Source organism: Spectribacter hydrogenoxidans, from assembly GCF_031846275.1.
GTDB classification, from domain to species: domain Bacteria; phylum Pseudomonadota; class Gammaproteobacteria; order Nevskiales; family Salinisphaeraceae; genus Spectribacter; species Spectribacter hydrogenoxidans.
On record NZ_JAVRIB010000007.1, the window covers coordinates 153,273 to 175,425 of the forward strand.

General features: G+C 64.7%; 20 protein-coding genes. 14 read left to right on the plus strand and 6 right to left on the minus strand.

Annotation, left to right across the window (positions count from 1 at the left end; translation table 11 throughout):
- Positions 1–64: 64 nt before the first annotated feature.
- The 3 genes from RM532_RS08535 to RM532_RS08545 all read right to left on the minus strand — a co-directional run bounded on the left by RM532_RS08535 (position 65) and on the right by RM532_RS08545 (position 4,486).
- The gene (locus RM532_RS08535) at positions 65–1,411 is read right to left on the minus strand and encodes an alanine/glycine:cation symporter family protein (RefSeq protein ID WP_311652847.1); all 1,347 of its coding nucleotides are present in this window, start codon (positions 1,409–1,411) and stop codon (positions 65–67) included.
- Positions 1,412–1,415: 4 nt separating this feature from the next.
- Positions 1,416–2,744, minus strand: a complete 1,329-nt coding sequence (locus RM532_RS08540) for a sodium-dependent transporter (RefSeq protein ID WP_311652849.1) — start codon at positions 2,742–2,744, stop codon at positions 1,416–1,418.
- A gap of 77 nt (positions 2,745–2,821) precedes the next feature.
- On the minus strand, positions 2,822–4,486 hold the full coding sequence (locus RM532_RS08545; protein ID WP_311652850.1) for an alanine/glycine:cation symporter family protein: 1,665 nt from the start codon (positions 4,484–4,486) through the stop codon (positions 2,822–2,824).
- A gap of 475 nt (positions 4,487–4,961) precedes the next feature.
- On the opposite strand from RM532_RS08545, the gene groES reads away from it, so the two are divergent.
- The 3 genes from groES (at position 4,962) to RM532_RS08560 (ending at position 8,509) form a co-directional block, all read left to right on the plus strand.
- On the plus strand, positions 4,962–5,249 hold the full coding sequence (groES, locus tag RM532_RS08550) for a co-chaperone GroES (protein WP_311652852.1): 288 nt from the start codon (positions 4,962–4,964) through the stop codon (positions 5,247–5,249).
- 65 nt (positions 5,250–5,314) lie between these two features.
- Entirely contained in the window at positions 5,315–6,961 is a 1,647-nt protein-coding gene (groL, locus tag RM532_RS08555; protein ID WP_311652853.1) for a chaperonin GroEL, read from the plus strand.
- A gap of 708 nt (positions 6,962–7,669) precedes the next feature.
- The gene (locus RM532_RS08560; RefSeq protein WP_311652854.1) at positions 7,670–8,509 is read left to right on the plus strand and encodes a polysaccharide pyruvyl transferase family protein; all 840 of its coding nucleotides are present in this window, start codon (positions 7,670–7,672) and stop codon (positions 8,507–8,509) included.
- A gap of 9 nt (positions 8,510–8,518) precedes the next feature.
- Here RM532_RS08560 and RM532_RS08565 read toward each other — a convergent pair whose 3' ends face one another.
- The gene (locus tag RM532_RS08565; protein WP_311652855.1) at positions 8,519–9,634 is read right to left on the minus strand and encodes a glycosyltransferase family 9 protein; all 1,116 of its coding nucleotides are present in this window, start codon (positions 9,632–9,634) and stop codon (positions 8,519–8,521) included.
- 197 nt (positions 9,635–9,831) lie between these two features.
- On the opposite strand from RM532_RS08565, the gene RM532_RS08570 reads away from it, so the two are divergent.
- The 3 genes from RM532_RS08570 to RM532_RS08580 are packed head-to-tail and all read left to right on the plus strand — an operon-like array spanning position 9,832 to position 12,400.
- The gene (locus RM532_RS08570; protein WP_311652856.1) at positions 9,832–10,683 is read left to right on the plus strand and encodes a glycosyltransferase family 2 protein; all 852 of its coding nucleotides are present in this window, start codon (positions 9,832–9,834) and stop codon (positions 10,681–10,683) included.
- Positions 10,680–11,558 carry a glycosyltransferase gene (locus RM532_RS08575; RefSeq protein ID WP_311652857.1) on the plus strand — a complete coding sequence of 293 codons (879 nt, stop codon included), beginning with the start codon at positions 10,680–10,682 and terminating at the stop codon, positions 11,556–11,558. Before RM532_RS08570 ends, RM532_RS08575 begins: the two co-directional genes overlap by 4 nt.
- Positions 11,555–12,400: a class I SAM-dependent methyltransferase gene (locus RM532_RS08580; RefSeq protein ID WP_311652858.1), complete on the plus strand. Its 846-nt coding sequence runs from the start codon at positions 11,555–11,557 to the stop codon at positions 12,398–12,400. Before RM532_RS08575 ends, RM532_RS08580 begins: the two co-directional genes overlap by 4 nt.
- Positions 12,401–12,413: 13 nt before the next feature.
- Here the strand turns inward: RM532_RS08580 and RM532_RS08585 are convergent, their stop codons facing one another.
- Positions 12,414–13,490: a glycosyltransferase family 9 protein gene (locus tag RM532_RS08585; RefSeq protein WP_311652859.1), complete on the minus strand. Its 1,077-nt coding sequence runs from the start codon at positions 13,488–13,490 to the stop codon at positions 12,414–12,416.
- Here RM532_RS08585 and RM532_RS08590 point away from each other — a divergent pair.
- Positions 13,483–14,607: a glycosyltransferase family 4 protein gene (locus tag RM532_RS08590; RefSeq protein ID WP_311652860.1), complete on the plus strand. Its 1,125-nt coding sequence runs from the start codon at positions 13,483–13,485 to the stop codon at positions 14,605–14,607. The two genes, RM532_RS08585 and RM532_RS08590, sit on opposite strands and share 8 nt — an antisense overlap.
- Positions 14,604–17,456: a bifunctional [glutamate--ammonia ligase]-adenylyl-L-tyrosine phosphorylase/[glutamate--ammonia-ligase] adenylyltransferase gene (glnE, locus tag RM532_RS08595; protein WP_311652861.1), complete on the plus strand. Its 2,853-nt coding sequence runs from the start codon at positions 14,604–14,606 to the stop codon at positions 17,454–17,456. The genes RM532_RS08590 and glnE overlap by 4 nt, the downstream gene beginning before the upstream one ends.
- Here glnE and RM532_RS08600 read toward each other — a convergent pair.
- On the minus strand, positions 17,411–18,076 hold the full coding sequence (locus tag RM532_RS08600; RefSeq protein WP_311652862.1) for a YrbL family protein: 666 nt from the start codon (positions 18,074–18,076) through the stop codon (positions 17,411–17,413). The two genes, glnE and RM532_RS08600, sit on opposite strands and share 46 nt — an antisense overlap.
- 139 nt (positions 18,077–18,215) lie before the next feature.
- Between RM532_RS08600 and rfaD the strand changes: the two genes are divergently transcribed.
- From rfaD to RM532_RS08630, 6 genes are all read left to right on the plus strand, one after another.
- Positions 18,216–19,157, plus strand: a complete 942-nt coding sequence (rfaD, locus tag RM532_RS08605; RefSeq protein ID WP_311652863.1) for an ADP-glyceromanno-heptose 6-epimerase — start codon at positions 18,216–18,218, stop codon at positions 19,155–19,157.
- Between the two features lie 94 nt (positions 19,158–19,251).
- The gene (locus tag RM532_RS08610; RefSeq protein WP_311652864.1) at positions 19,252–19,476 is read left to right on the plus strand and encodes an AbrB/MazE/SpoVT family DNA-binding domain-containing protein; all 225 of its coding nucleotides are present in this window, start codon (positions 19,252–19,254) and stop codon (positions 19,474–19,476) included.
- Positions 19,477–19,486: 10 nt separating this feature from the next.
- Positions 19,487–19,891, plus strand: coding sequence for a type II toxin-antitoxin system VapC family toxin (locus RM532_RS08615; protein ID WP_311652865.1), 405 nt, complete (start codon positions 19,487–19,489; stop codon positions 19,889–19,891).
- Between the two features lie 20 nt (positions 19,892–19,911).
- Positions 19,912–20,925 (plus strand): lipopolysaccharide heptosyltransferase II, encoded by a 1,014-nt coding sequence (gene waaF / locus RM532_RS08620; protein WP_311652870.1) that lies wholly within the window; start codon positions 19,912–19,914, stop codon positions 20,923–20,925.
- Positions 20,926–21,016: 91 nt separating this feature from the next.
- Entirely contained in the window at positions 21,017–21,772 is a 756-nt protein-coding gene (locus RM532_RS08625) for a phosphocholine cytidylyltransferase family protein (RefSeq protein ID WP_311652866.1), read from the plus strand.
- Positions 21,769–22,153, plus strand: a 385-nt coding sequence (locus RM532_RS08630; protein ID WP_311652868.1) for an isocitrate lyase/phosphoenolpyruvate mutase family protein, incomplete at its 3' end; no start/stop codon positions are given. The genes RM532_RS08625 and RM532_RS08630, both read left to right, overlap by 4 nt.

Below are 22,153 nucleotides of genomic sequence, written 5' to 3' on the forward strand. Positions count from 1 at the left end.
AAACGCAAAAGTGTAACGGCTTGTGCCCGGTGCCGTGCGGCCGGGCACGCGAGTTCGAGTGTGGTCAGCGATTGTTGGCGAAGTATTGCCGGCTTACCCGGAACACCACCGGGCCCAGCAAGATCAGCGCGATCAGGTTGGGCACGGCCATCAGGGCGTTCATCACGTCGGCCACCAGCCACACCATGCCGAGATTGGCCACCGCGCCCACGAATACCGCCACCACCCACAGCAGCCGGTAGGGCACTACCACGCGCGGGCCGAACAGGAATTCCGCGCAGCGTTCGCCATAGTAGGACCAGGCCAGCAGGGTGGAGAACGCGAAGATCACCAGCCCGAAACTCACCAGCCAGCCGCCCGGACCGGGCAGACCCTGGGTGAAGGCGGTGGCGGAAAGCTGCGCGCCGGTTTCGCCGCTTTGCCAGGCCCCGGTGACCACGATCACCAGCGCGGTCATGGTGCAGACGATGATGGTGTCGATAAAGGTGCCCAGCATCGCCACCACGCCCTGGCGCACCGGATCACGGGTGCGGGCGGCGGCATGGGCAATGGGCGCGCTGCCCAGACCGGCTTCGTTGGAGAAGATGCCCCGCGCCACCCCGAACTGGATCGCCATCAGCACCCCGGCACCGGCGAAACCGCCGGCGGCCGCGGTGCCCGTGAACGCGTCCGTCACGATGGTGCCCAGCGCGCCCGGTATGGCCGGCGCATTCACCAGCAGGATGACCGCGGCGCCGGCCACGTAGACGATGGCCATGAACGGCACCAACTTCTCCGCCACCCGGGCCAGACGCTGGACGCCGCCGATGATTACTGTGAATACCGCCATCGCCATGACCAGGCCGGTCAGCCAGCTGGGCACCGACAACGATTCGCGGAAGACCTGCGCCACCGAATTCGACTGCACGGTGTTGCCGATGCCGAAGGCGGCGATCATGGCAAAGAAGGCGAAGGCACCGCCGAGCCAGGCCCAGCGCTGCCCGAGGCCGTTGCGGATGTAGTACATCGGCCCGCCCACATGGGCGCCGTCGGCGTTGATCTCGCGGTATTTCACGGCGAGCACGGCCTCGGCGTACTTGGTGGCCATGCCCACCAGCGCGGTCACCCACATCCAGAACACCGCGCCCGGGCCGCCCAGGAAGATCGCCGTGGCCACCCCGGCAATGTTGCCGGTACCCACGGTCGCCGACAGCGCCGTGGCCAGGGCCTGGAACGGCGTGATGTCGCCGGCATCCTCGGCAACCGTGCGACGTCCGGACAGTGCCAGCCGCACCCCGAAACCGAGCTTGCGCCAGGGCAGCAGGCGCAAACCCAGGGTCAGATAGACACCGGTGCCCAGCAGCAGGGCCAGCATCACCGGTCCCCACAGCCAGCCACTCAGGGTTTCCAGAACGCTCGTGATCGTGGCCATGGTGTTAACTCAGAAGCGTGTTGATCAGGATGAAACCGATACCGGCGGGGGCGACCACGCGGAGGATCCACAGCCAGACCCGTGCCAGCGGCAGCGGCGCACGGCCGTCATCGGTGGCCGCCGCCACCGCGGCCGGCCCCATCACCCAGCCGACGAACAGGGCGATGAACAGGCCGCCCAGCGGCAGCAGCAGATCGGTGAGTCTGGTCATCCAGTCCAGGAAAGACGCGTCCGCGAATACCAGCCCGCCGACGGCCCCCTGGGACAGGGCGCTGGGCACGCCCGCCAGAAAGCACACGCTGGCGGCGGCCAGCGTAGCGACGCGGCGGCTCAGCGACCATTCGTCCACCAGATAGGTCACCACCACTTCCAGCAGCGACACCGACGAGGTCAGCGCCGCCACGGTCAGCAGCACGAAGAACATCACGCCGAATACGGTGCCCGCCGGCATGCTGGCAAACACCGCCGGCAGCGTGACGAAAGCCAGCCCTGCGCCCTCGCCGGGGTCGAAGCCGAAGGCGAATACGGCCGGCAGGATCATCAGGCCCGCGAGCAGTGCCACCGTGGTGTCCAGCGCCACAATGCTCAGCGCCGAACTGGGCAGGGCCTGCTGGCGCGACATGTAGGAGCCGTAGGTGATCAATGCCCCCATGCCCAGCGATAGCGAGAAGAACGCCTGGCCGATTGCCGCGCCCCAGGCTTCCGCATCCAGCCGGCTGAAGTCGGGGGTTAGATAAAAGCGCACGCCCTCCATCGCGCCAGGGAGGGTCACCGATCGCACAACCAGCACGATCAGCAAGATGAACAGCAGCGGCATCAGGAGCTTGGCTGCACGCTCGATGCCGCGGCCGATGCCGCCGACCACCACCAACGCGGTCAGCACCATGAATACTGCCGCGTACACCACCGGCCGCACGCCTTCGCCGATGAAAGCGGTGAACGCCTGGCCCAACACATCGGCGTCAGTGGTCGCCAGGGCCCCGGATGCCATGTAGCCCACATAGGCCATGGTCCAGCCGGCCACCACGCTGTAGAAAGACAGGATCACGAAACCGGTGAACACGCCCAGCATGCCCACCAGTGGCCAGGCCCCGCCGGCCAGCTTGCGAAAGGCGCCGATGGGATCGCGCTGGGCGGTGCGGCCGATCACCAGTTCCGCCATCACCAGACTGACCCCGAACAGGAATACCAGCCCCAGGTACACCAGCAGGAAGGCGCCGCCGCCGTTGTCGCCGGTGACATAGGGAAATTTCCAGATGTTGCCCAGCCCCACGGCGGAGCCGGCAGCGGCCATCACGAAGCCCGCGCGCGAGCCCCAGTGCTCCCTGGTCATGCAGTTATCCCCCAACGGTTGACGGGTCGGTCAGCGTACGTCCGGAGTGTAGCCGAAGCCATGAGTGGGATTCAGGCCTACCGAAGGGTCCCGCTGCGCAGCCGGGCCAGGTAGTCCCGGTAGGCGGCAATCGCCCGCGGGGCCAGCAGCAGGGTCAGAGGCAGGTTGATGCACAGCATGAGGGCCACGCCGAATACGCCCACGGCGTCCAGGTCGCGGGCGCCCTCCACCCAGCCGGCACAGGCCAGCCAGATCACCGTGCAGAAACCCAGGCGATAGGGTGCCACCCAGCTGTCGCCAAACAGGTAAACCACCCCCTGTTCGCCGTAATAGCTCCAAGTGATCATGGTGGATACGGCAAACAGCCAGATCGCCAGGGTGATCAGCCACTGGCCCAGCCCCGGCACGGCGCTGTCGAAGGCGCGAGCAGTCAGCGTCGCCCCGGTGAAGTCCCGGTACAGGCCGTTATCCACCAGTTGGGGCGGCGAATCGGCCGTCAGCGACTGCCAGTTGATCACCGGCCCGCCATCGGCGTTGCGGATTTCGCCGAACAGCCGCTGGCGTTCGCCATTGTCACCGATGGCGACGACAAAGATCCGGTCGCCTGCCGCCAGCGTTACGTCATCCGCGGCCGGTGCCGGCGAGTTGGCCAGCGACCAGGTGTTGTCCCCGGTCGATTTCCAGGCCGGTGCCGGATCGAGCTGCAGGCCCGCATCGCGCTGCCAGATACCGGTCGACAGGATCACCAGCGCGGTGATGGTGCAGACCACGAGCGTGTCCACGAACGGTTCCAGGCCGGCGACGATGCCCTCGCTGACCGGTTCCGAGGTTTTCACCGCAGCGTGGGCGATGGGGGCGGTGCCCAGGCCGGCTTCGCTGGAAAACAGGGCCCGCTTGAGTCCCCAGATGAAGGCCATGGCCATGCCGCCGCCCAGAAACGCGCCAGTGGCGTCGGTATGGGAAAACGCGCCGCGAAAAATGGATGCAATCACGCCTGGCAGGGTATCCGCCTGCAGGGTGAGCACGACCAGCCCGGCCAGGACATAAAGCACCGCCATGCCCGGCACCAGCCAGCCGGCCACGGCCCCGACGCGCTTGACCCCGCCCAGCGTGACCAGTCCCACCACTGCAGCCAGAATGCCGCCGGTTACCAGCGGCGGTACGCCGAAATAGCTGCGGGTAGTATCCGCCACGCTCCAGGACTGGAAAACCGCATTGGCGGCCAGGGCATTGGTGATCAGCGCCACGCAGAACAAGCCGCCAATCCAGGCCCCGGGCCGGGTCAGCCGCGGTGACAGGGCAGGCAACCCGCGCCGGGCCACCCACATGGCGCCACCGTGGGGATTGTCCGGGTCATCGGTATTCCGGTAGAGCATGGTCAGGGTGACCTCGACCATCTTGATCGCCATGCCCGCCAGTCCCACCACCCACATCCAGAAGATCGCCCCGGGCCCGCCGAACTCCAGTGCCAGAGCCACCCCGGCGATGTTGCCCAGGCCGATGGTGGCCGATAGCGCCGCGGACACCGCCTGGAAATGGCTGATGGCGCCGCTGCCCTTGCCGGTGTCGTAACGCCCGGTGATCAGTGCCGCCCCGTGCGTCAGTGCCTTGAGCTGGCCGGCACGCGTCCACAATGTGAACAGCGCGCCGACGGCCAGCAGAGCAATCAGTACCGGGGCGGAGAACACCGCCGCGTTGACCCCGTTGATCAGGGCCAGCAGCCAGTCGAGCGAATCCTGCATGCAATGCAGCGTAAAGGATGCCCGGCGCGCGGACCACGGCGCCCCGTATGTCCCGACCCGTCACCGCGAGCGGTCACAAGCGACGCCGTCACCTCCGGGCTCTGTCCCCGGGCGCTGGAGGTCATAACCCTCATTGCGAACGGCCAGGCCGCGCGGCAATCTCTGGGTCTGGTTTCTACCAGCGCATGGTTGCCGCGCCCTGATGACGCCGCTGCCACGGCCGACCAACTGTCATGACGGGCTGTCCGCCGGTGCAGGGGATCGCCTGACGGCGCTGGCTGGTGGCCGCATCCTCGACCCGATCGCGAAGTTTTTTCCCTGTACCCCTTGAAACCCGTTGGCTTGGCTCCATGCTTAGCACTCGCCACGAGGGAGTGCTAACAATCCCTTGCGGCGCCGGCATCGTCCGTGGGCGGATGCCGGACCAAGGGAATTCCAGACATTTCAGTCAATCGACAACGAGGAGAAGGGTGGTATGAAAATCCGTCCTCTGCAGGATCGCGTCGTGATCAAGCGGCTTGAAGAAGAGCAGACGACTTCCGGAGGCATCGTGATTCCGGACTCGGCCGCCGAGAAGCCCCAGCGGGGCACGATCACCGCGGTCGGCAACGGCAAGGTGCTCGACAACGGGGAAACCCGCGCGCCGGAGGTCAAGGTGGGTGACACCGTGTTGTTCGGCAAGTTCTCCGGCACGGAGATCAAGCTGGACGGCGAAGACGTCCTGGTGATGCGCGAAGACGATCTTCTGGCGGTGCTGGGCTAGAACGCCCCCACCGCTTTTTTACTGGGCAATCGCTTTAACCAACGAATTCAAAGAGGAAGCTAGAAATGGCTGCCAAGGAAATCAAATTCGGGGAAGACTCGCGCCAGCGACTGATGCGCGGCGTCAATACCCTGGCCAACGCCGTCAAGGTCACGCTGGGTCCGAAGGGCCGCAACGTGGTCATCGACAAGAGCTTCGGCTCGCCCACCGTCACCAAGGACGGTGTCTCCGTTGCCAAGGAGATCGAGCTTGAAGACAAGTTCGAGAACATGGGCGTGCAGATGGTCAAGGAAGTCGCTTCCAAGACCTCCGACGTCGCCGGTGACGGTACCACCACGGCCACCGTGCTCGCACAGTGCATCGTGCGCGAAGGCATCAAGGCTGTGTCCGCCGGCATGAATCCGATGGAGCTCAAGCGCGGCATCGACGCCGCCGTGAAGGCTGCCACCGACGAGCTGGCCAAGCTGTCCAAGCCCTGCAGCGACGAGAAGGCCATCGCGCAGGTCGGCTCGATCTCCGCCAACTCCGACGAGGCAGTCGGCAAGATCATTGCTGACGCCATGAACAAGGTCGGCAAGGAAGGCGTGATCACGGTCGAGGAAGGCTCGGGCCTCGAAAACGAGCTGGACGTCGTGGAAGGCATGCAGTTCGACCGCGGCTACCTCTCGCCGTACTTCATCAACGACCAGCAGACCATGCAGGCGGAGCTCGAGAATCCGTACATCCTGCTGTTCGACAAGAAGATCTCCAACATCCGCGACATGCTGCCGCTGCTGGAAAGCGTGGCCAAGCAGAATCGTCCGCTGATGATCATCGCCGAGGATGTGGAAGGTGAAGCGCTGGCCACTCTGGTGGTCAACAACATGCGTGGCATCGTCAAGGTTGCCGCCGCCAAGGCGCCCGGCTTCGGTGATCGTCGCAAGGCGATGCTGGAAGACATGGCCGTGCTCACCGGCGGTCGCGTGATTTCCGAAGACCTCGGCATGAGCCTGGAAAAGGCGACGCTGGAAGACCTCGGCGAAGCGTCCAAGGTACAGGTGGGCAAGGAAGACACCACCGTCATCAGCGGCGCCGGCACCAACAAGGCGATCGAAGCCCGCATCAAGCAGATCCGCGCGCAGATCGAGGAATCCTCCTCGGACTACGACAAGGAGAAGCTGCAGGAACGCGTGGCCAAGCTGGCCGGCGGCGTGGCCGTGATCAAGGTCGGTGCTGCCACCGAAGTCGAGATGAAGGAAAAGAAGGCGCGTGTCGAGGACGCCCTGCATGCCACCCGTGCCGCGGTGGAAGAAGGCATCGTCCCCGGTGGCGGCGTCGCCCTGCTTCGCTGCACCAAGGCGCTGGAAAAGCTCGAAGGTACCAACACGGAGCAGAACGCGGGCATCCGCATCCTGCGTCGTGCGGTCCAGGAGCCCATGCGCCAGATCGTCTACAACAGCGGCGCCGAGCCGTCCGTGGTGGTCAACGAAGTGCTCTCGAAGAAGGGCAACTACGGCTACAACGCGGCCACCGGTGAATACGGCGACATGGTCGAAATGGGCATTCTCGACCCGACCAAGGTCAGCCGCACCGCGCTGCAGAACGCGGCCTCCATCGCCGCGCTGATGCTGACCACCGAGGCCTGCATTGCCGACGTCCCCGAGGACGACGACAAGGGCGGCATGCCTGGCGGTGGTATGGGCGACATGGGTGGCATGGGCGGCATGATGTAGTAGCCGTCCGCGCTCAGATTGCGCTGATTTTAAGGCCCCGCTGGATTAGTCCGGCGGGGCTTTTTTTTTGTGCGCCCGGCACGGGCGCACTCTTGCAGGTGGAAGTCCTGCCGGGAGTTGGTCACGACGACCGAAGCGAAGCGCAACTGCGTGAGGGCGACCGAGCGTGGAGAGGAAGCGTGGAGCGAAGCTGCGAGCCGATGGACAAGAACCGGATATAAGGCGCTGCCGAGCAGGGCGAGTGGGCACGAAACCACGAAGCTCTTGTGACCAAGGCGAAGCGGCGTAGATTCGGCGGTTGTGCGGTGAAGGAGTGCGTTCTTACCCGGGGAGATCTCGCCTTGTGCCTGAAAGGGCGACGGTGACGAATCGGAGCGAGAAGTCAGCAGAGGCCATAGTAGTTTCCGTATGGAAGCGAAGGGCCGACGGAGTTGGAGGGTGAAGCCGACCGCCTTTTAGCAGCGAGGAACCGATTCCGGTGGATCGAGGCAAGGCAGACTCGGGCGACGCGCCGGTCGTGTTCAATGCGCGTTACCCTCAACAATTCCAACCGCCCGGTGCGGACCCGCATGCCGGGTGGTGTGGGAGGGGTCGGTCAGTCACTCTGACCGCCCCTATCCCGATCCAAAGTTAGCGCAGATATAATGGCAGCCTTGCTATTTTTTTGATCTTTTAAGTATGGCGAGTATCAAGAGAAAACTCCGTGTAATGGGTCAGACGCTCCTGGATGCCAACGCTGTTAAGGCGTACTGGTGGGATGGTGAACCAAATTTCGGTGATTTAATGACGCCTTACTTTCTGAGGCGGGCATGCGATAAAAATGTAATAAATGTGCGAGGTGTAAGATCGTCGGTAGGTGATGCGCTTGTCGGTGTTGGGTCAATACTTCATGACCTGCGTTATCCCGGTGCGGTCGTTTGGGGGAGTGGTTTTGGGAAGTTGGCCGTAAAGCAGTTTAAGTTGCCGCCCCCGATTGAAGTTCTGGCGTTGAGGGGAGAGTTAAGTCTATCCATTGCGCGAGACGCGGGATGGCCGAATGCGGATACGCTTGGAGATCCGGGCTTGCTAGCGTCCCGTTTGATGCCTCGGCAAAAAATTAAACGAAAGTACATAATTGTCCCGCATCACTCCCATCATGATGTTTTTTTAAGAGCTTTGCCGGAAGAAGTGTGCAATATTACAAGCGCCAAGCAATCACCTGCGGCTGTTCTCGGTGCAATTTCGGAGTCTGAAGTTGTCGTTTCTTCATCGCTGCACGGCGTAATCGTTGCTCATTCTTACGCCAAGCCTTGGGTATGGGTCAATATAAAAGAGCATCCGCTATATGGTGGGGAATTTAAATTTAGAGATTTTTTTAGTGGCATGAGTTTGACGGATGTTGCTGAAGTAAGTATTTCAGAGTACGAGATCCGATCAATGCTTGTTTCCGTCATTAGAGATGCATTTTTCCCATTGGGGCGCTCGGTTACCGAATGCCAGGAATCGCTTATTAATGTCTTGAAGGGCTCGCAATTCTCCGAGAGAAATGAATTGTTAATTCATCTGTAAGAAGGGTAACTAGGGCTGCTCTAATGATTTCAATGCACTAGTTAGGCGGTCATTTACCTCATTTGTTGGAATGAGTTCGGCTGCGTTGTCATGCCTAACCTGAGTGTGCCAGCGCATTCTTTCTGGAGACTTGCCAGTAAAGTGTTGAGCGGCTTGCTCATGGTGGTCCACGGCCCATTTGAGATGTTTATATGGCCCAGTACGCATGCTCGGACTAACTACATGCAAGGCAATTACCGTAAGACCACTTGTGTTGGCAAAATGAGCCGGGCCTGAATCTGGAGTGACTAGGAGTGTGGCGTTATCCATGACCGCAAGCAGTCCCTTAATCGAAGTGTGACCGATAAGGTTCAGTACTGACCCGCGCATCTGACCGATAATGGCATCGCCCAATTCGCGTTCGTTATCCGTTGGGCCGCCTATGAGAGCGACGCGTAGACCATGGCGCTTGATGGCGTAGTCGGCCACTTCGGCGTAGCGTTCCGATGGCCAGTTACGCCGGGGGTCGCTAGCACTCGGACTTATGAGCAGAGTTGGTGGGCCGGGCGGCAATAGCATTCGGGCTTCTTTCCTAGCCTCGTCGGGGATCGGCACCGACCAGTTCATGTGCCGACTGCTGATTCCCAGCGTTTCCAGTTGCGCGAAATAGCCGTCAACCATGTGCGGCCCGCTGGCCGGCCGGCTTAATACATCGACAAACCAGGGTTGCCCGTCACGGGCGCGTCGTGGTTCGCAGCCGAGGCGCAGATCGGCACGGATATGTCGGCTGGGTAGATTTGCCCGCAGCGATGGGTGTGCATGCAACAGGACGTCGAATCGCCGCCTGCCGAGCTGTCGTTTCAGTTTGGCGTTGCGCGACGGATCCCGCTTGTCGTAGACGATGAACTCGATGTCCGGTAAGTCGCCGAGCAGGGCGGATTCGGCTTTGCCGATGACCCAGGTGATTCGGGTGTCGGGCCACTCGCGCTGCATGGTGTGGATGGCCGGCACCAGGTTGTAGCAATCCCCCAGCGCCGACAGCCGTAGCAGACAGAGGGTGGCGGGCGGTGCATCCAGCGGCAGCTTGCGGCGACGCAGACCCATTCTATGGCCGAGGCTTCGGCCGATGACAGATGCGATGCTCATGAGCGGTATTGGGCGGTGTGGCGAGGACGCAATTGCATGCAGCAAGGATACCCGGCGCAACGCGATGGACGTACCCCTTGCGACGCGATTCCCGCAGCCGGGATAGCCGGCGGGCCGGGGCACCGGTATTCTCCGCGCCTGAACGGCGGCGCGTGACGCCGTCCGGCTCCGGCAGGATTCTTCGAGGTCGACTACCCGTGAAAGCGCCGCGACACGCCTATCCCTACGAGGCCACGCCCGGTTCCGCGGCAGTCGCTGGCCCGTTGCCGTTGGCCTGTGCCGTGATCACCCGCGACGAGGCCGACAACATCGGGCGATGTCTGGCCAGCGTAGCGGGCTTGGTGCGCGAAATCGTGGTCGTGGACTCCGGTTCCACCGATGCAACCTGCGAGATTGCTCGAGAGTACGGCGCGCGTGTCATTCACCGAGACTGGACCGGGTTTGCGGCGCAGAAGCAGTTCGCAATGGACCAGTGCAGCCAGCCCTGGCTGCTGTCGCTGGATGCCGACGAGGCCCTGGAGCCGGCTGCCCGGGCGGCGATCGAGGCCTTGTTCGCTGGAGACAGCGAGCCGGCTCACGCGGGCTACGAGATCAACCGCCTGACCTGGTATCTCGGCGACTGGGTGCGCCACACCTGGTATCCGGAATGGCGCCTGCGGCTGGTTCGCCGCGACCGCGCGGCATGGCGGGACTACAACGGACACGACTACCTGGCGGTCGATGGCGAGGTCGCCCGTCTGGGCGGGCATCTGCTGCACTATTCCTACCGGAATCTCGAGCACCACATGCAGCAGTCAATCCACTACGCCCGCATGTCGGGCCTGCAGTTGGCGCAAGGTGACCGGCGCATCCCGATCTCGAAGTTGTTCTTTTCGCCGCTCGGCCGTTTCATTCGTCTCTACCTGCTCAAGCAGGGCTGGCGTGACGGGTGGCGGGGAGTGTTGCTGGCGTTCAGCTCCGTCATGTCGGGGTTCCTGAAGTACGCCTTTGCGCTCGAGGCGCGGCAGGCGCGCGATTCGGCGAAGACGCCGCCGGACGGTGATTCATGAGGCGGGGCCGGCTGCAGCGGCGATTGGTCTCTACCACCGTGGTCCTTACCAGCTACAACCAGCGTGAGGTGTTGCCGCTTGTGCTGCAGGCGCTGGCACGACAGAGCGTGCGTCTGGATGAGCTGATTCTTGCGGACGATGGGTCCCGCGACGATTCACTGGCGATTGTGCGGTCCGGCGCCCGCGAACATGACCTGCCGCTTGCCGCGGTACTTACCCAGGACGATCTCGGCTTTCGCAAGGCCACGATACTCAACGCCGCAATCCGCGCCAGTCGGGGACAGCAGCTCGTGTTCCTGGACGGCGACGTGCTCCCCGGCCGCGACTGGTTGTGCGCGCACCGGAGCCGGTTTCGCACCGGCACCTACGTGGTGGGCAGCTATGCTCGGCTCAGTGGCCCGGAAAGCCGCCTGTTCCGCCCCGATAACGTCGGCCAGCAGCTGGATGGCCTCTGTCGGCATGCCGGTCATGACCGCTGGTTTCGACGGCATGATCTGAAAGCCCGCTGGTACGCTCTGACCCGCAAGTTCAACCGGCCACTACTCCACGGCGGCAATTTTTCGGTGGACCGTGGCGTTCTGTTCGGCGTGAACGGCTTCGACGAGCAGTTCAACGGTTTCGGCGGCGAGGACTCGGATCTGCGTTGCCGCATGAACCTGTACGGCGCCCGTCCGATCAGTGCCATCCGCGCGGCCAAGGCCTTTCACCTGGAACCGGAGCCCGCCGCCGGGGATCGCCCCAGCGCCATTGCCGACCGACGCCCCTACAGCGAAAGCCCTTATCAGGCCCTCAAGGCAACGCGGGTCTGGGCCGAACTGGGTCTGACGCGGCATCCGGTGCCGGTCGATGCCGCCAACCAGGATGAAACCGGGTGAAACTTTTCGGTACCAAGGAAATCAAGACGTATGTCGAGCAGATCCTGCATGCCCGCCGCGATGAACTGGAGGGGCGAACGGTGGTGGACGTTCCGGCCGGCTCCGGCCATTCCAGCCGCATCCTGCAGTCGCTTGGCGCAAAAGTGGCAGCGCTGGATCTGTTCCCGGACTTTTTCCGGGTGGCGGGGCTGACCTGCGGTCAGGCCGATCTCGCCGGCCGGCTACCGCTGCCCGACGAGCACGCGGACTACGTCCTGTGCCAGGAAGGCATCGAACACATGGCCGACCAGTTGCATTCGTTCGCCGAGCTCAACCGCATCATGAAACCCGGCGCGACCCTGCTCATGACCACACCGAATTACGGCATGTTGCGTGCGCGGCTGAGCTACCTGCTGGGGGAAACCGAGTTCTACGCCAAGCTGATGCCGCCTAACGAGCTGGATTCCATCTGGTTCTCGGAAGGCCGCAGCGACAAGCTTTACTACGGGCATATTTTCCTGCTGGGCATTCATAAGCTCCGGCTGCTGGCGCGGTTGTCGGGATTCCGCATCCGCAAGATCCATCATCTGCGGGCCAACCACACCTCGCTGGCTCTCCTGGTGCTTTTCTATCCATTCATCCTGCTGACCAATATCGCTGCTTACCGTCGGGCGATGCGCAAGCGCACGGATATCGACGCCGAGAGCAGGCGAACGGTCTACCGCGAAACCCTGCGGCTGGCCCTGGATCCCCGGCTGCTGGTCGACGGTCATCTCTGTGTGGAGTTCGAGAAAATCGGTACCTCGGCGGAAACGGCTACCGAACTCCGGGGCAAGTACACCGGCTTCGACATCGAGACCTGACGCGCTACCGCGATCAGCCTGCCCGGCCGGCCAGCCAAACCCCCAGTTCACGCCCCACCGCCGCGTAATCGATTGCCGTCATATCGAACGGCGCCGCGCCGTCGGGCGGGGTGAACGCGAATCGCCGTGCTTCGGGTGCCAGTGTCTGCCAGCGCAGGGGGCCGGCGGTGGGCAGGTTCGGGTAGAAGGTGGCCGTGGGTCGGGCCAGGGCCCCGGCCAGGTGAGCCGGGCCCGTGGAACCGCTGATGAACAGGTCGGCATGGCGCAGGTTGCGCGCGAAATCCACCAGCCCACCCTGCGAGTGGTACACGGTGGGCGAAAGGTGCTGCATCGTACCGGCAAGCTGCTCGGCAAGCGGTAGCTCGTTCGGCCCCGCGGTGATCACGAAGCGGCAACCGCTTTCCGCAATACTGTCAGCCACCCGGGTGTAATCGGCCGGCGTGGGCGCCGGCGCGGATCCCCCGCTGCCCGGATGAATGAATACCCAGTTCCGCTCGGGTGGCAGGCCGTGTTCGCGTCCGAATGCGACCCGGTCGTCGTCCGTGACATCGTCGAAATGCAGCAGCGGCGCGCCCGGTGCCGGCCCCGGCTCGTCGCCGGCGAGGCGGATCAGCGCATGGGACAGGTCAAGGTTGTAGGCCCATTCCGGCTTGATCGACTGCGAGCGTCGCTGACGAACTCGATGGTTGTAGAAAATCTGCGCCAGCTTGCTGGCCGGGCCCAGGCGCCGGGGGATGCGCTGCCGCCAGATCGCCAGCGCGTTGGGGAAATCGGAGAAATAGCTCACCGCCGCGGCTGGTCGGGGCTTGTCGTGCCAGGTGTCCGGCGAGAAACGGCCACGTCCATCGACCACCGGCAGCGCCCAGACGTCATCGATGAACGGGCAGGCCACCACGATCGGCGCGGTGTAGCTGGATACGGCGGCAACCACCGGCCGGTTCGGCCAGTGTTGCTTGACGGCCGCGAAGGCGGGCAGGCTCAGCAGCACGTCCCCGAGCCGGTCGGGGCGCAGGAGTAGAATCGGGCCATCCGGCAGCCCCTCGACAAAGTTCGAGGTGCCGGGTTCCGGCCGGTCAGCGGCGATGCGCAAGGGAGTTCACGGGTTGGGGATGCGGGTTCTGGAAGTCTGTTTTGCCGATGGCAGCGGTGGCCTGGAATTGTATGCCGCGCACACCAGCCGGGCGCTTCAGGCGCGCGGACACGATGTGCTGACGCTGACCACCGAGGATACGTTATTCGCGCGACGCTGCTCACGCCCCAGCCGGGAAGCAGCCCCGCGCGGGGCACTGCGGCGTTGGCGGCTGCTGCGCCGGGCGCTGAATGAATTCCGGCCCGATATTCTGCATCTGCACCACCGCGTCGATTTCGCCCTGTGCTCGCTGGCCTGCCGGCTTGCCGGGCGGCAGCGGCCGGCGCTGGTCTACCATCGGCACATGGAGCTGCCCGCCTCGCCCAAGAAGGACTGGTATCACCGCCAGCTCTATGCTCGTGTGGACTTGCTGATCGCGGTGACCGAGCGCATCCGGCGCACCGCGGTCGAGATGCTGCCGCTGGCGCCCGAGCGCATTGTGGCGCTGCACGCCGGGGCGCCCGGGCTCGATGGTCCGGCCCCGGCCGTGGATCGCGCCGGCTGCCGGCTGCGGGTCGGCTCGTTTTCCCGCATCGAACCCCGCAAGGGTCAGGACACCCTGATCCGGGCGCTGGGCAGGCTCAAGCGCGACGGCTATCCGGTGCAACTGGCGCTGGCCGGCCAGGTCCATGACCCCGATTACTACCGGTCCCTGCAGTTGCTGGCCGAGGCCGAGGATGTCGCCGACCAGATCGAGTATCTGGGTTTCCTGGATCAGCCCCAGACGGAAATGGCCCGTTGCGACGTGAATCTGCACGCCGCCGAGATCGAGACCTTCGGGCTGGTGATCATCGAGTCCATGCGGGTAGGGGTGCCGGTGATCGCGGCGGAATCCGGCGGCGTGACCGAAATCCTGCGCGATGGCGATAACGGTCTGCTTTATGCCCCCGGTGACGATGCCGCACTGGCGGTACATCTGCGGCGCTTGATGGAGTTCCCGGCCGAGCGTGAGCAGCTGGCTCGCCGGGCCAGCGAGGACGCTGCCGGCCGTTTTTCAACGGAGGCGCACTACGACCGGCTGGAAGCCCATTTCGCCGCGTTGCTGCCCGCGCCCCCTGCAACCGGAGCGGCAGCATGAGTGCCGATACGCCGACCGCGCCGGCGGGCGTATCCCCGGCCACCGTCGACCGGGTCGCCACCGCCAGCGAATTCGCCTGCCGCTGGATGCTGGCGCGGCCTGACCGCTTCGCCGAACTGGTGGCGGCGGGCGTCCTGATTACGCCCGCGGACCGGGCCGAGCTGGATACAGCCGCCGCGGCCCTGGGCGAGACGGCCGATCCCGCCGGTTGGCTGGCCGCCTGCCGTCAATTGCGCAACGAGTGGCTGTTCCGTATCGCCTGGCGGGATCTCACCGATCAGGCGGATCTGGAAGAGACGCTGATCGCGTTATCCGATCTGGCCGATGTCTGCCTCGAGGCGGCGCTGACCCAGGCGGAAACCGAACTGGCCGAGCGCCATGGCCACCTGCACGATGACCAGGACCGGCCGCAACGGCTGATCGTGCTGGGCATGGGCAAGCTCGGCGGGCGCGAGCTGAATTTTTCCTCGGACATCGACCTGATCTTCGCCCATCGCGGCGCAGGCGAGACCGACGGCAGCCGGCCGCTGGACGCGGCGGAATACTTCAAGCGGGTGGCCCGCCGGCTGGTTCAGCTGCTTGCCGAGCAGACGGCTGATGGCTTCGTCTACCGGGTGGACACCCGGCTGCGGCCGTTCGGCGACAGCGGGGTGCTGGTGGCCAGCCTGCCGGCGCTGGAGCAGTACTACCAGACCCACGGGCGCGAATGGGAGCGCTATGCCTGGATCAAGGCACGGCCGGTAGCCGGCGACATTGACGGCGGGCGGCGGGTGATCGAGATGCTCCGGCCCTTCGTCTACCGGCGATATCTGGACTACAGCGCGTTCGAATCGATCCGCGACATGAAGGCCCTGATCAATCGCCAGGTGGCTCAGCGGGGCATGGAGGACAACATCAAGCTGGGCAGCGGCGGCATCCGGGAAATCGAGTTTATCGCCCAGGCCTTCCAGCTGATCCGCGGCGGTCACGAGCCGGCCCTGCAGGATACTCGCCTGTTGCCCACGCTGGCGCGGCTGGGAGAGCAGGGTCACATTCCGGCGCATGTCGCCCGGGATCTGGATCGCGCCTATCGCTTTCTGCGCCGCCTGGAGAATCGCCTGCAGGCCTGGGCCGATCAGCAGACCCATGACCTGCCGGCCGATGATGATCGGCGCAAGCGTCTGGCCGTGTCGATGGGGTTCGAGGACTGGTCCGCGCTGTCCACCGCGGTGGCGGACTGGCGGCGGCGGGTGCACGACGCGTTCGAGCAGGTGTTCCTGTCACCCCAGACCGATGAGCCGGTCGCCGAAGCCGATGACGACATCCTCGCCCTGTGGGAGGGTGACATGGACGCCGATGCCGCGGCCGAGCTGCTGGCGACCTACGGCATCGACGACGCCGAGCCGGTGCTGGCGGCGGTGGCGCGTCTGCGCGACGACAGCCTCTACCGTGCCCTGGCCGACCGCGGCCAGCGCTGGATGACACGGTTGTTGCCGCTGCTGTTCGGGGCGGCGGCAGCTACCCCGGAGCCCTCGCTGGCCATGCAGCGATCGCTGCAGGTGATGGAGGCGGTCACCGGCCGTACCACCTATGTGGCGCTGCTGGTCGAGCATCCCACTGCGCTATCGCATCTGGTGCGATTGTGCGCGGCCAGTCCCTGGATTGCCGAGCAGATCAAGGCGCAACCGGTTCTGCTCGACAGCCTGCTCGATCCGCGGGTGCTATATCGCCCGCCGCGCAAGTCGGAACTGTCCGCGGCACTGGCCGAGGAACTGGCACCCGTGCCCGAGGCGGATTTGGAAAACCGGATGGACCTGCTGCGGCGATTCCGTCAGCGGGCCCTGCTGCGGGTGGCCGCGGCCGATGTGAGCGACGCCATGCCGCTGATGATCGTCAGCGATCATCTCACTGAACTGGCCGAGGTGATTCTCACGGCTGCCCTCGACATGGCCTGGTCACAGATGATGTCGCGCTACGGCCGGCCGACAATCCGTGGTGGCGACCGCGATGGCGAGGTGGCCCGGTTCGCGGTGATCGGCTACGGCAAGATGGGCGGCATCGAGCTGGGTTACGGGTCCGATCTGGATCTGGTGTTCGTCCACGACAGCCCCGGTGACCAGGAAACCGACGGCGACAATCGCTGCCTGACGCACCAGGCCTTCTTCCTGCGGCTGGCGCAGCGGCTGATCCATGTGCTCAATACCCAGACCGGTGCCGGGCGGGCCTACGAGGTGGATATGCGCCTGCGCCCCAGCGGCCAGTCCGGCCTGCTGGTCGGCCATATCGATGCCTTTGCTGCCTACCAGCGCGAGCAGGCCTGGACCTGGGAGCATCAGGCGCTGGTGCGGTCGCGTCCCGTGGCCGGTAACGAGTCGCTGGGCGAGGTCTTCCGGGTGGTGCGGGCCGACATCCTCGGCGCGGCGCGGGATGTCGACAAGCTGCGTCGGGAGGTCGCCGGCATGCGTCGCAAGATGCGCGACAACCTCACCCGGCGGGAGCCGGGCAATCTCGACCTCAAGCAGACGCCGGGCGGACTGGTGGATATCGAGTTCCTGGCCCAGTTCGCGGTGCTGCGCTATGCCTGCGAGTGCCCGCCGTTGCTTCGCTTTTCCGACACTATCCGGATTCTGGAAACCCTGGAATCCGCCCAGTTGCTGGATTACGACACCACCAGGCAGCTCACCGATGCCTATCGCGCCTACCGGATGCGGGTGCATGCCGGGGCGCTGCAGCAGTCACGGGCAATGATCGGCGAGACCGAATTGCAGGCCGAGCGCGATGCGGTGCAGGCCGCCTGGCAGGCCTGGATCGGTGAGCCCGACGATCAGGCCGAATCCGGCCCCGATATGGCGCCCAAATCCAGGCCGTAGCCCTCGCGCAATCTTGCCTCGAAGCGGCCCCAGTACAGGCGGATGCGGTTGCGGGCCATGAAGGCGAGGTGGTTGCGGATCGGGATGTAGTCGCGGTTGCCGATGTCGTCGATCATCAGCAGGTCGCCACCGCGGTCCGCGCGGCGGCGGAACACCAGATTGCGCGGGGCGATCTCCTGCGAGATTACCCGGTTGTCGATCAGGAAGCGGCGCAGGGCGCGCATGGCGGGGGTCAGCTCGGCGGCTGTCAGCGACTCGTGGGTGGCCGGGTCCAGATAATGCTCCAGCGTGCGCGACACCCGTCCATCGTGGTCGCGGATCAGTTCGAAGACATAGCCGGGGCCCAGATTCGTGGTCACCTCGCCGAAATAGCGGGATAGCAGTTCCCAGTCCGCCCCATGCCGCTGCAGAACGCGATAGGCAGTCTGCTCGCGTTTCAGGTCCTTCGGGTCGGGCCGGTGGTACACCTTGATGCAGTGGTCCCGATCGCGGGGATCGACATAGCAGGCCCGATGGTGGCCGCGGGCCACCAGCAGATCCGGCGTGAGCCGGATCGGTCCAGCGTCAGGGTCGGTCGCCGGCGGAGCCATGCCCCGGTTGTCGCCCTTGCGCTGGTTCATTCCCGCATTATCCCATAGCGCCGGAATTGCCCGCCAAGCCGGCGACAGGCGCCTTTGCCGTCGGCTACAATCCGCCTCGAAAATCGAATTTTCGCGGTCGGCGCCGTCACGCAGCCGCCGCCAACCAGCGAGCCCCAGCATGCTTGTAGTCACCGGAGGCGCCGGCTTTATCGGCAGCAATCTGGTCGCCGGCCTCAACGAGCGCGGCCGCCGCGACATTACGGTGGTCGATGATCTGCGCGACGGGCGCAAGTGCCTGAACCTGGCCGATCTCGATTTCGCGGATTACTTCGAGTTCGATGATTTCGAGGCCCGACTGCTGGCCGGCGAGGACCTGGGCATCGAGGCGGTGTTCCACCAGGGCGCCTGTTCCGACACCACCGAGTGGGACGGCCGCTACGTGATGGCCAACAACTACCGCTACTCGGTCAACCTGCTGGACTACTGCCAGGCGCGGGATATTCCGTTCATCTACGCCTCCTCGGCCTCGGTCTATGGCGCCGGCCCGACCTTCACCGAGGACCGAGTCCACGAGCGCCCGCTGAACATGTACGCATTCTCGAAATTCGCGTTCGACCAGCACGTGCGTAGCCGCCAGGCACGCCTGGGCGCGCAGGTCGCCGGGTTGCGCTACTTCAACGTCTACGGCCCGCGGGAGCAGCACAAGGGCAAGATGGCCAGCGTGGCCTGGCACTTCAACAACCAGATTGCCGCCGACGGTGAATGCCGCCTGTTTGCGGGGTCGGACGGCTATGGTGACGGCGAACAGCGGCGCGATTTCGTCTATGTGGGCGATTGCGTGTCGGTGAATCTCTGGCTGTGGGAAACCGGTACCGCCGGCATCTACAACTGCGGCACCGGCCGCAGCCAGCCCTTCAACGACGTGGCCGACGCCGTGATCGGCTGGCGGGGTGCAGGCAGCAAGCGCTACATCCCGTTCCCGGACGAACTCAAGGGCCGTTATCAGAGCTTTACCGAGGCCGATCTCACCGCCCTACGCGCGGCCGGTTATCCGCATGAATTCGCCACGGTGGAGCAGGGGGTGCCGCGGTATCTGGACTGGCTGGCGACTCGCGGTTGAAGCCGGGTGTTGTCAGAGATGGATGCCCATGGGTTTGGCAGCAATCAGGGAGAGGTATTACCCTCTGGTAAGGATTTTTTGCAAGGAGTGGATGATGCGGGTAACCAGCAAAGGGCAGGTCACCATCCCGGTCCACATTCGGCGGCGGCTTGGACTGGAGCATGACAGTGATGTCGAATTCGTGATCGACGGCGGCCAGGTGATTCTTCGCCGGGCGACAGGTTCAACCCGTGGCGCTGATCTGGTGGCGCAAATGCGAGGCCGCGCCGATGTCCCTATGAGCACGGATGAAATCATGGCGCTCACGCGCGGCAATTAGGCGCTTGCTCGTGGCCTTGGCTCTGGTCGACAGCAATGTATTGCTGGATGTACTAAGGGAAGATGCGCGCTGGCTGGATTGGTCGGCGTCTGCCCTGGCGGACGCAGCCGATCAAGGCGGGTTGGCAATCAATGCCGTAATTTATGCTGAGGTCTCGGTGGGTTTTAGCCGGATCGAGGCTTGCGAAGCGGCATTGCCGGAGACCGTATTCCAGCGTTTGTCCCTACCATGGGAGGCAGCGTTTCTCGCCGGTAAATCTTTTCTGCATTACCGCCGTGCGGGCGGCACTCGGCAGTCGCCATTGCCGGATTTCTTTATCGGTGCCCATGCTGCTGTCGCAAACCTGATCTTGATTACCCGCGATGTGCGCCGCTACCGAACCTATTTTCCACAGCTGACACTGGTGACACCCTGAGTCGGCCGGCTCGGATCCTGATCGTTGGCCCCTCGTGGGTCGGCGATATGGTGATGGCGCAGAGCCTGTTAAAGACCCTGCGCGAGCGCGATCCGAGCGTTGTCCTTGATGTGCTCGCGCCCGGCTGGAGTCTGCCCATCATCGAGCGCATGCCCGAAGCCCGTCAGGGCTTCGATCTGCCTGCGGGCCACGGGGAACTGGGCTGGGGCAAGCGCCGCCGGGTGGCGGAGCAGCTGAAATCGATTGGTTATGATCAGGCCATCGTGCTGCCGCGCACGCTGAAATCGGCGCTGGTGCCCTGGTTTGCGGGTATCCCTCAGCGCACCGGGTTTCTCGGCGAATCCCGTTTCGGGCTGATCAACGACCGCCGGCCGTTCGACGCCGAACATCTGCCACAGACCGTGCAGCGCTACGTGGCGCTGGGCCTGCCGCCAGCTGCCGCCCGACCGCCGCGGGTACCTCATCCGGCCCTGACCGTGGACGGGAAACGTCAGGCCGCCCTGATGGATGAGCTCGGTCTGGATCACAACGAGCGTTTCGTGGGTTTCATGCCCGGCGCGGAATACGGGCCCGCGAAGCAGTGGCCGGTGGCACATTTCGCGGCCCTGGCCCGGGCGCTGGGCCGGCGCGGGCAGCGGGTGCTGATTTTCGGCTCGCCCAAGGATGCCGAGGTTGGCGGCGCCATCGTCGATGCGAGCGGCGATGTGGCGGTCAATCTATGTGGCCGCACCCAGCTCGCCGACGTCATCGATCTGCTGGCGTTATGCGAGATGGCCGTGACCAATGATTCCGGTCTGATGCACGTGGCCGCTGCGGTGGGCACGCCGCTGGTGGCTATCTATGGGTCATCTACCCCCGGATTCACGCCGCCGCTGTCCGACGCCGCCCGGATTCTGCATCTGGACCTGGCCTGCAGCCCCTGCTTCGAGCGGCGCTGCCCGCTGGGTCACACCCAGTGCCTGACCCGAATCGGGGTGCGGGAGGTGCTGGAACAGCTGCCGGATACACGAGCGTCGGACCCACAACCCGCGTAACGATGCGGTAATATTCGCCCCGGCTGGCGTCGCGGGTGGGCTGCCCTGCGCCCGCCGGTCGACTCAGTCAGTTACGGGCTAAGAAGGGCATATGCAGGCAATTATTCTCGCCGCCGGCGTTGGCAGCCGCTTGGGGATTGTCGATGGCGAACGTCGTCCCAAGTGCCTGCTCGAGATCGGGGGCATGTCACTGCTGGATCGGCATCTGCAGCTGCTCGAGCGCGCCGGTGTCGGGCCGGTGACGTTGGTAACCGGTTTCCAGGCCGGGATTCTTGCCGACGCAGTCCGAACCGCGGTGCAAGCGCCACGCCTGTGCCACAATCCCGACTACGAGCGGGGTAGCGTGCTCAGCCTCGATGCCGCCGCCGACGTGCTCACCAGTGGTGACGAGGTGCTGGTGATGGACGCCGATGTGCTCTATCACCCGGCCATTCTCGCGCGCCTGGTGGCTGCCCCCCGCGCCGATCTATTCCTGCTCGATCGCGATTTCGAGCCCGGCGACGAACCGGTCAAGCTCTGCGTGGCCGGGGGGCAACTGATGGAATTCCGTAAGCGCCCGGACCCGGGCGATTACGAAGTGGTTGGCGAATCGGTGGGCTTCTTTCGCCTGTCCGCGGCCATGGCGGCCCGGCTGGCCGGTGTCACCGCCGCCTACGCGGCAGACGGTCGCGGAGATCAGCCACATGAGGAGGCAATCCGCGATCTGCTACGGGCCGATCCGGCGGCGTTCGACTATCTCGACATTACCGGTCTTCCGTGGATCGAGATCGATTTTCCGGCTGACGTCGAGCGTGCCCGCCAGGAAATTCTCCCCGCCCTTGCGAACGCCGACGAGGCCAACGCATGACCGGCGGTAAGGGCAGGGCCCTGCGTCGCCTGCTGGCGTCGCCGGATACCGAATTCCTGATGGAGGCCCATAACGGCCTCAGTGCGCGGATCGCCCAGGAGGCGGGCTTCGCGGGGCTGTGGGGCAGCGGTCTGACCCTGTCGGCCCAGGCTGCGGTGCGCGACAACAACGAGTTGTCCTGGACCCAGGTGGTGGACCAGCTGGAACTGATGAGCGACGCCACCGACATCCCCATCCTCCTGGACGGCGACACCGGCTACGGCGATTTCAACAACCTGCGGAGGCTGGTGCGCAAGCTTGAACAGCGCGACATCGCAGGCGTGTGCGTCGAGGACAAGCTGTTCCCCAAGACCAACAGCTTCATCCGTGGCGAAACCCAGC

What these genes read in the sequence shown, in the direction of transcription:
- groL (WP_311652853.1), top strand. Translation starts at nt 5,315, where the DNA reads ATGGCTGCCAAGGAAATCAAATTCGGGGAAGACTCGCGCCAGCGACTG.
- RM532_RS08625 (WP_311652866.1), top strand. Translation starts at nt 21,017, where the DNA reads ATGCAGGCAATTATTCTCGCCGCCGGCGTTGGCAGCCGCTTGGGGATT.
- RM532_RS08540 (WP_311652849.1), bottom strand. Translation starts at nt 2,744, where the DNA reads ATGACCAGGGAGCACTGGGGCTCGCGCGCGGGCTTCGTGATGGCCGCT.
- groES (WP_311652852.1), top strand. Translation starts at nt 4,962, where the DNA reads ATGAAAATCCGTCCTCTGCAGGATCGCGTCGTGATCAAGCGGCTTGAA.
- glnE (WP_311652861.1), top strand. Translation starts at nt 14,604, where the DNA reads ATGAGTGCCGATACGCCGACCGCGCCGGCGGGCGTATCCCCGGCCACC.
- RM532_RS08565 (WP_311652855.1), bottom strand. Translation starts at nt 9,634, where the DNA reads ATGAGCATCGCATCTGTCATCGGCCGAAGCCTCGGCCATAGAATGGGT.
- RM532_RS08535 (WP_311652847.1), bottom strand. Translation starts at nt 1,411, where the DNA reads ATGGCCACGATCACGAGCGTTCTGGAAACCCTGAGTGGCTGGCTGTGG.
- RM532_RS08560 (WP_311652854.1), top strand. Translation starts at nt 7,670, where the DNA reads ATGGGTCAGACGCTCCTGGATGCCAACGCTGTTAAGGCGTACTGGTGG.
- RM532_RS08545 (WP_311652850.1), bottom strand. Translation starts at nt 4,486, where the DNA reads ATGCAGGATTCGCTCGACTGGCTGCTGGCCCTGATCAACGGGGTCAAC.
- rfaD (WP_311652863.1), top strand. Translation starts at nt 18,216, where the DNA reads ATGCTTGTAGTCACCGGAGGCGCCGGCTTTATCGGCAGCAATCTGGTC.
- RM532_RS08610 (WP_311652864.1), top strand. Translation starts at nt 19,252, where the DNA reads ATGCGGGTAACCAGCAAAGGGCAGGTCACCATCCCGGTCCACATTCGG.
- RM532_RS08600 (WP_311652862.1), bottom strand. Translation starts at nt 18,076, where the DNA reads ATGAACCAGCGCAAGGGCGACAACCGGGGCATGGCTCCGCCGGCGACC.
- RM532_RS08590 (WP_311652860.1), top strand. Translation starts at nt 13,483, where the DNA reads ATGCGCAAGGGAGTTCACGGGTTGGGGATGCGGGTTCTGGAAGTCTGT.
- RM532_RS08575 (WP_311652857.1), top strand. Translation starts at nt 10,680, where the DNA reads ATGAGGCGGGGCCGGCTGCAGCGGCGATTGGTCTCTACCACCGTGGTC.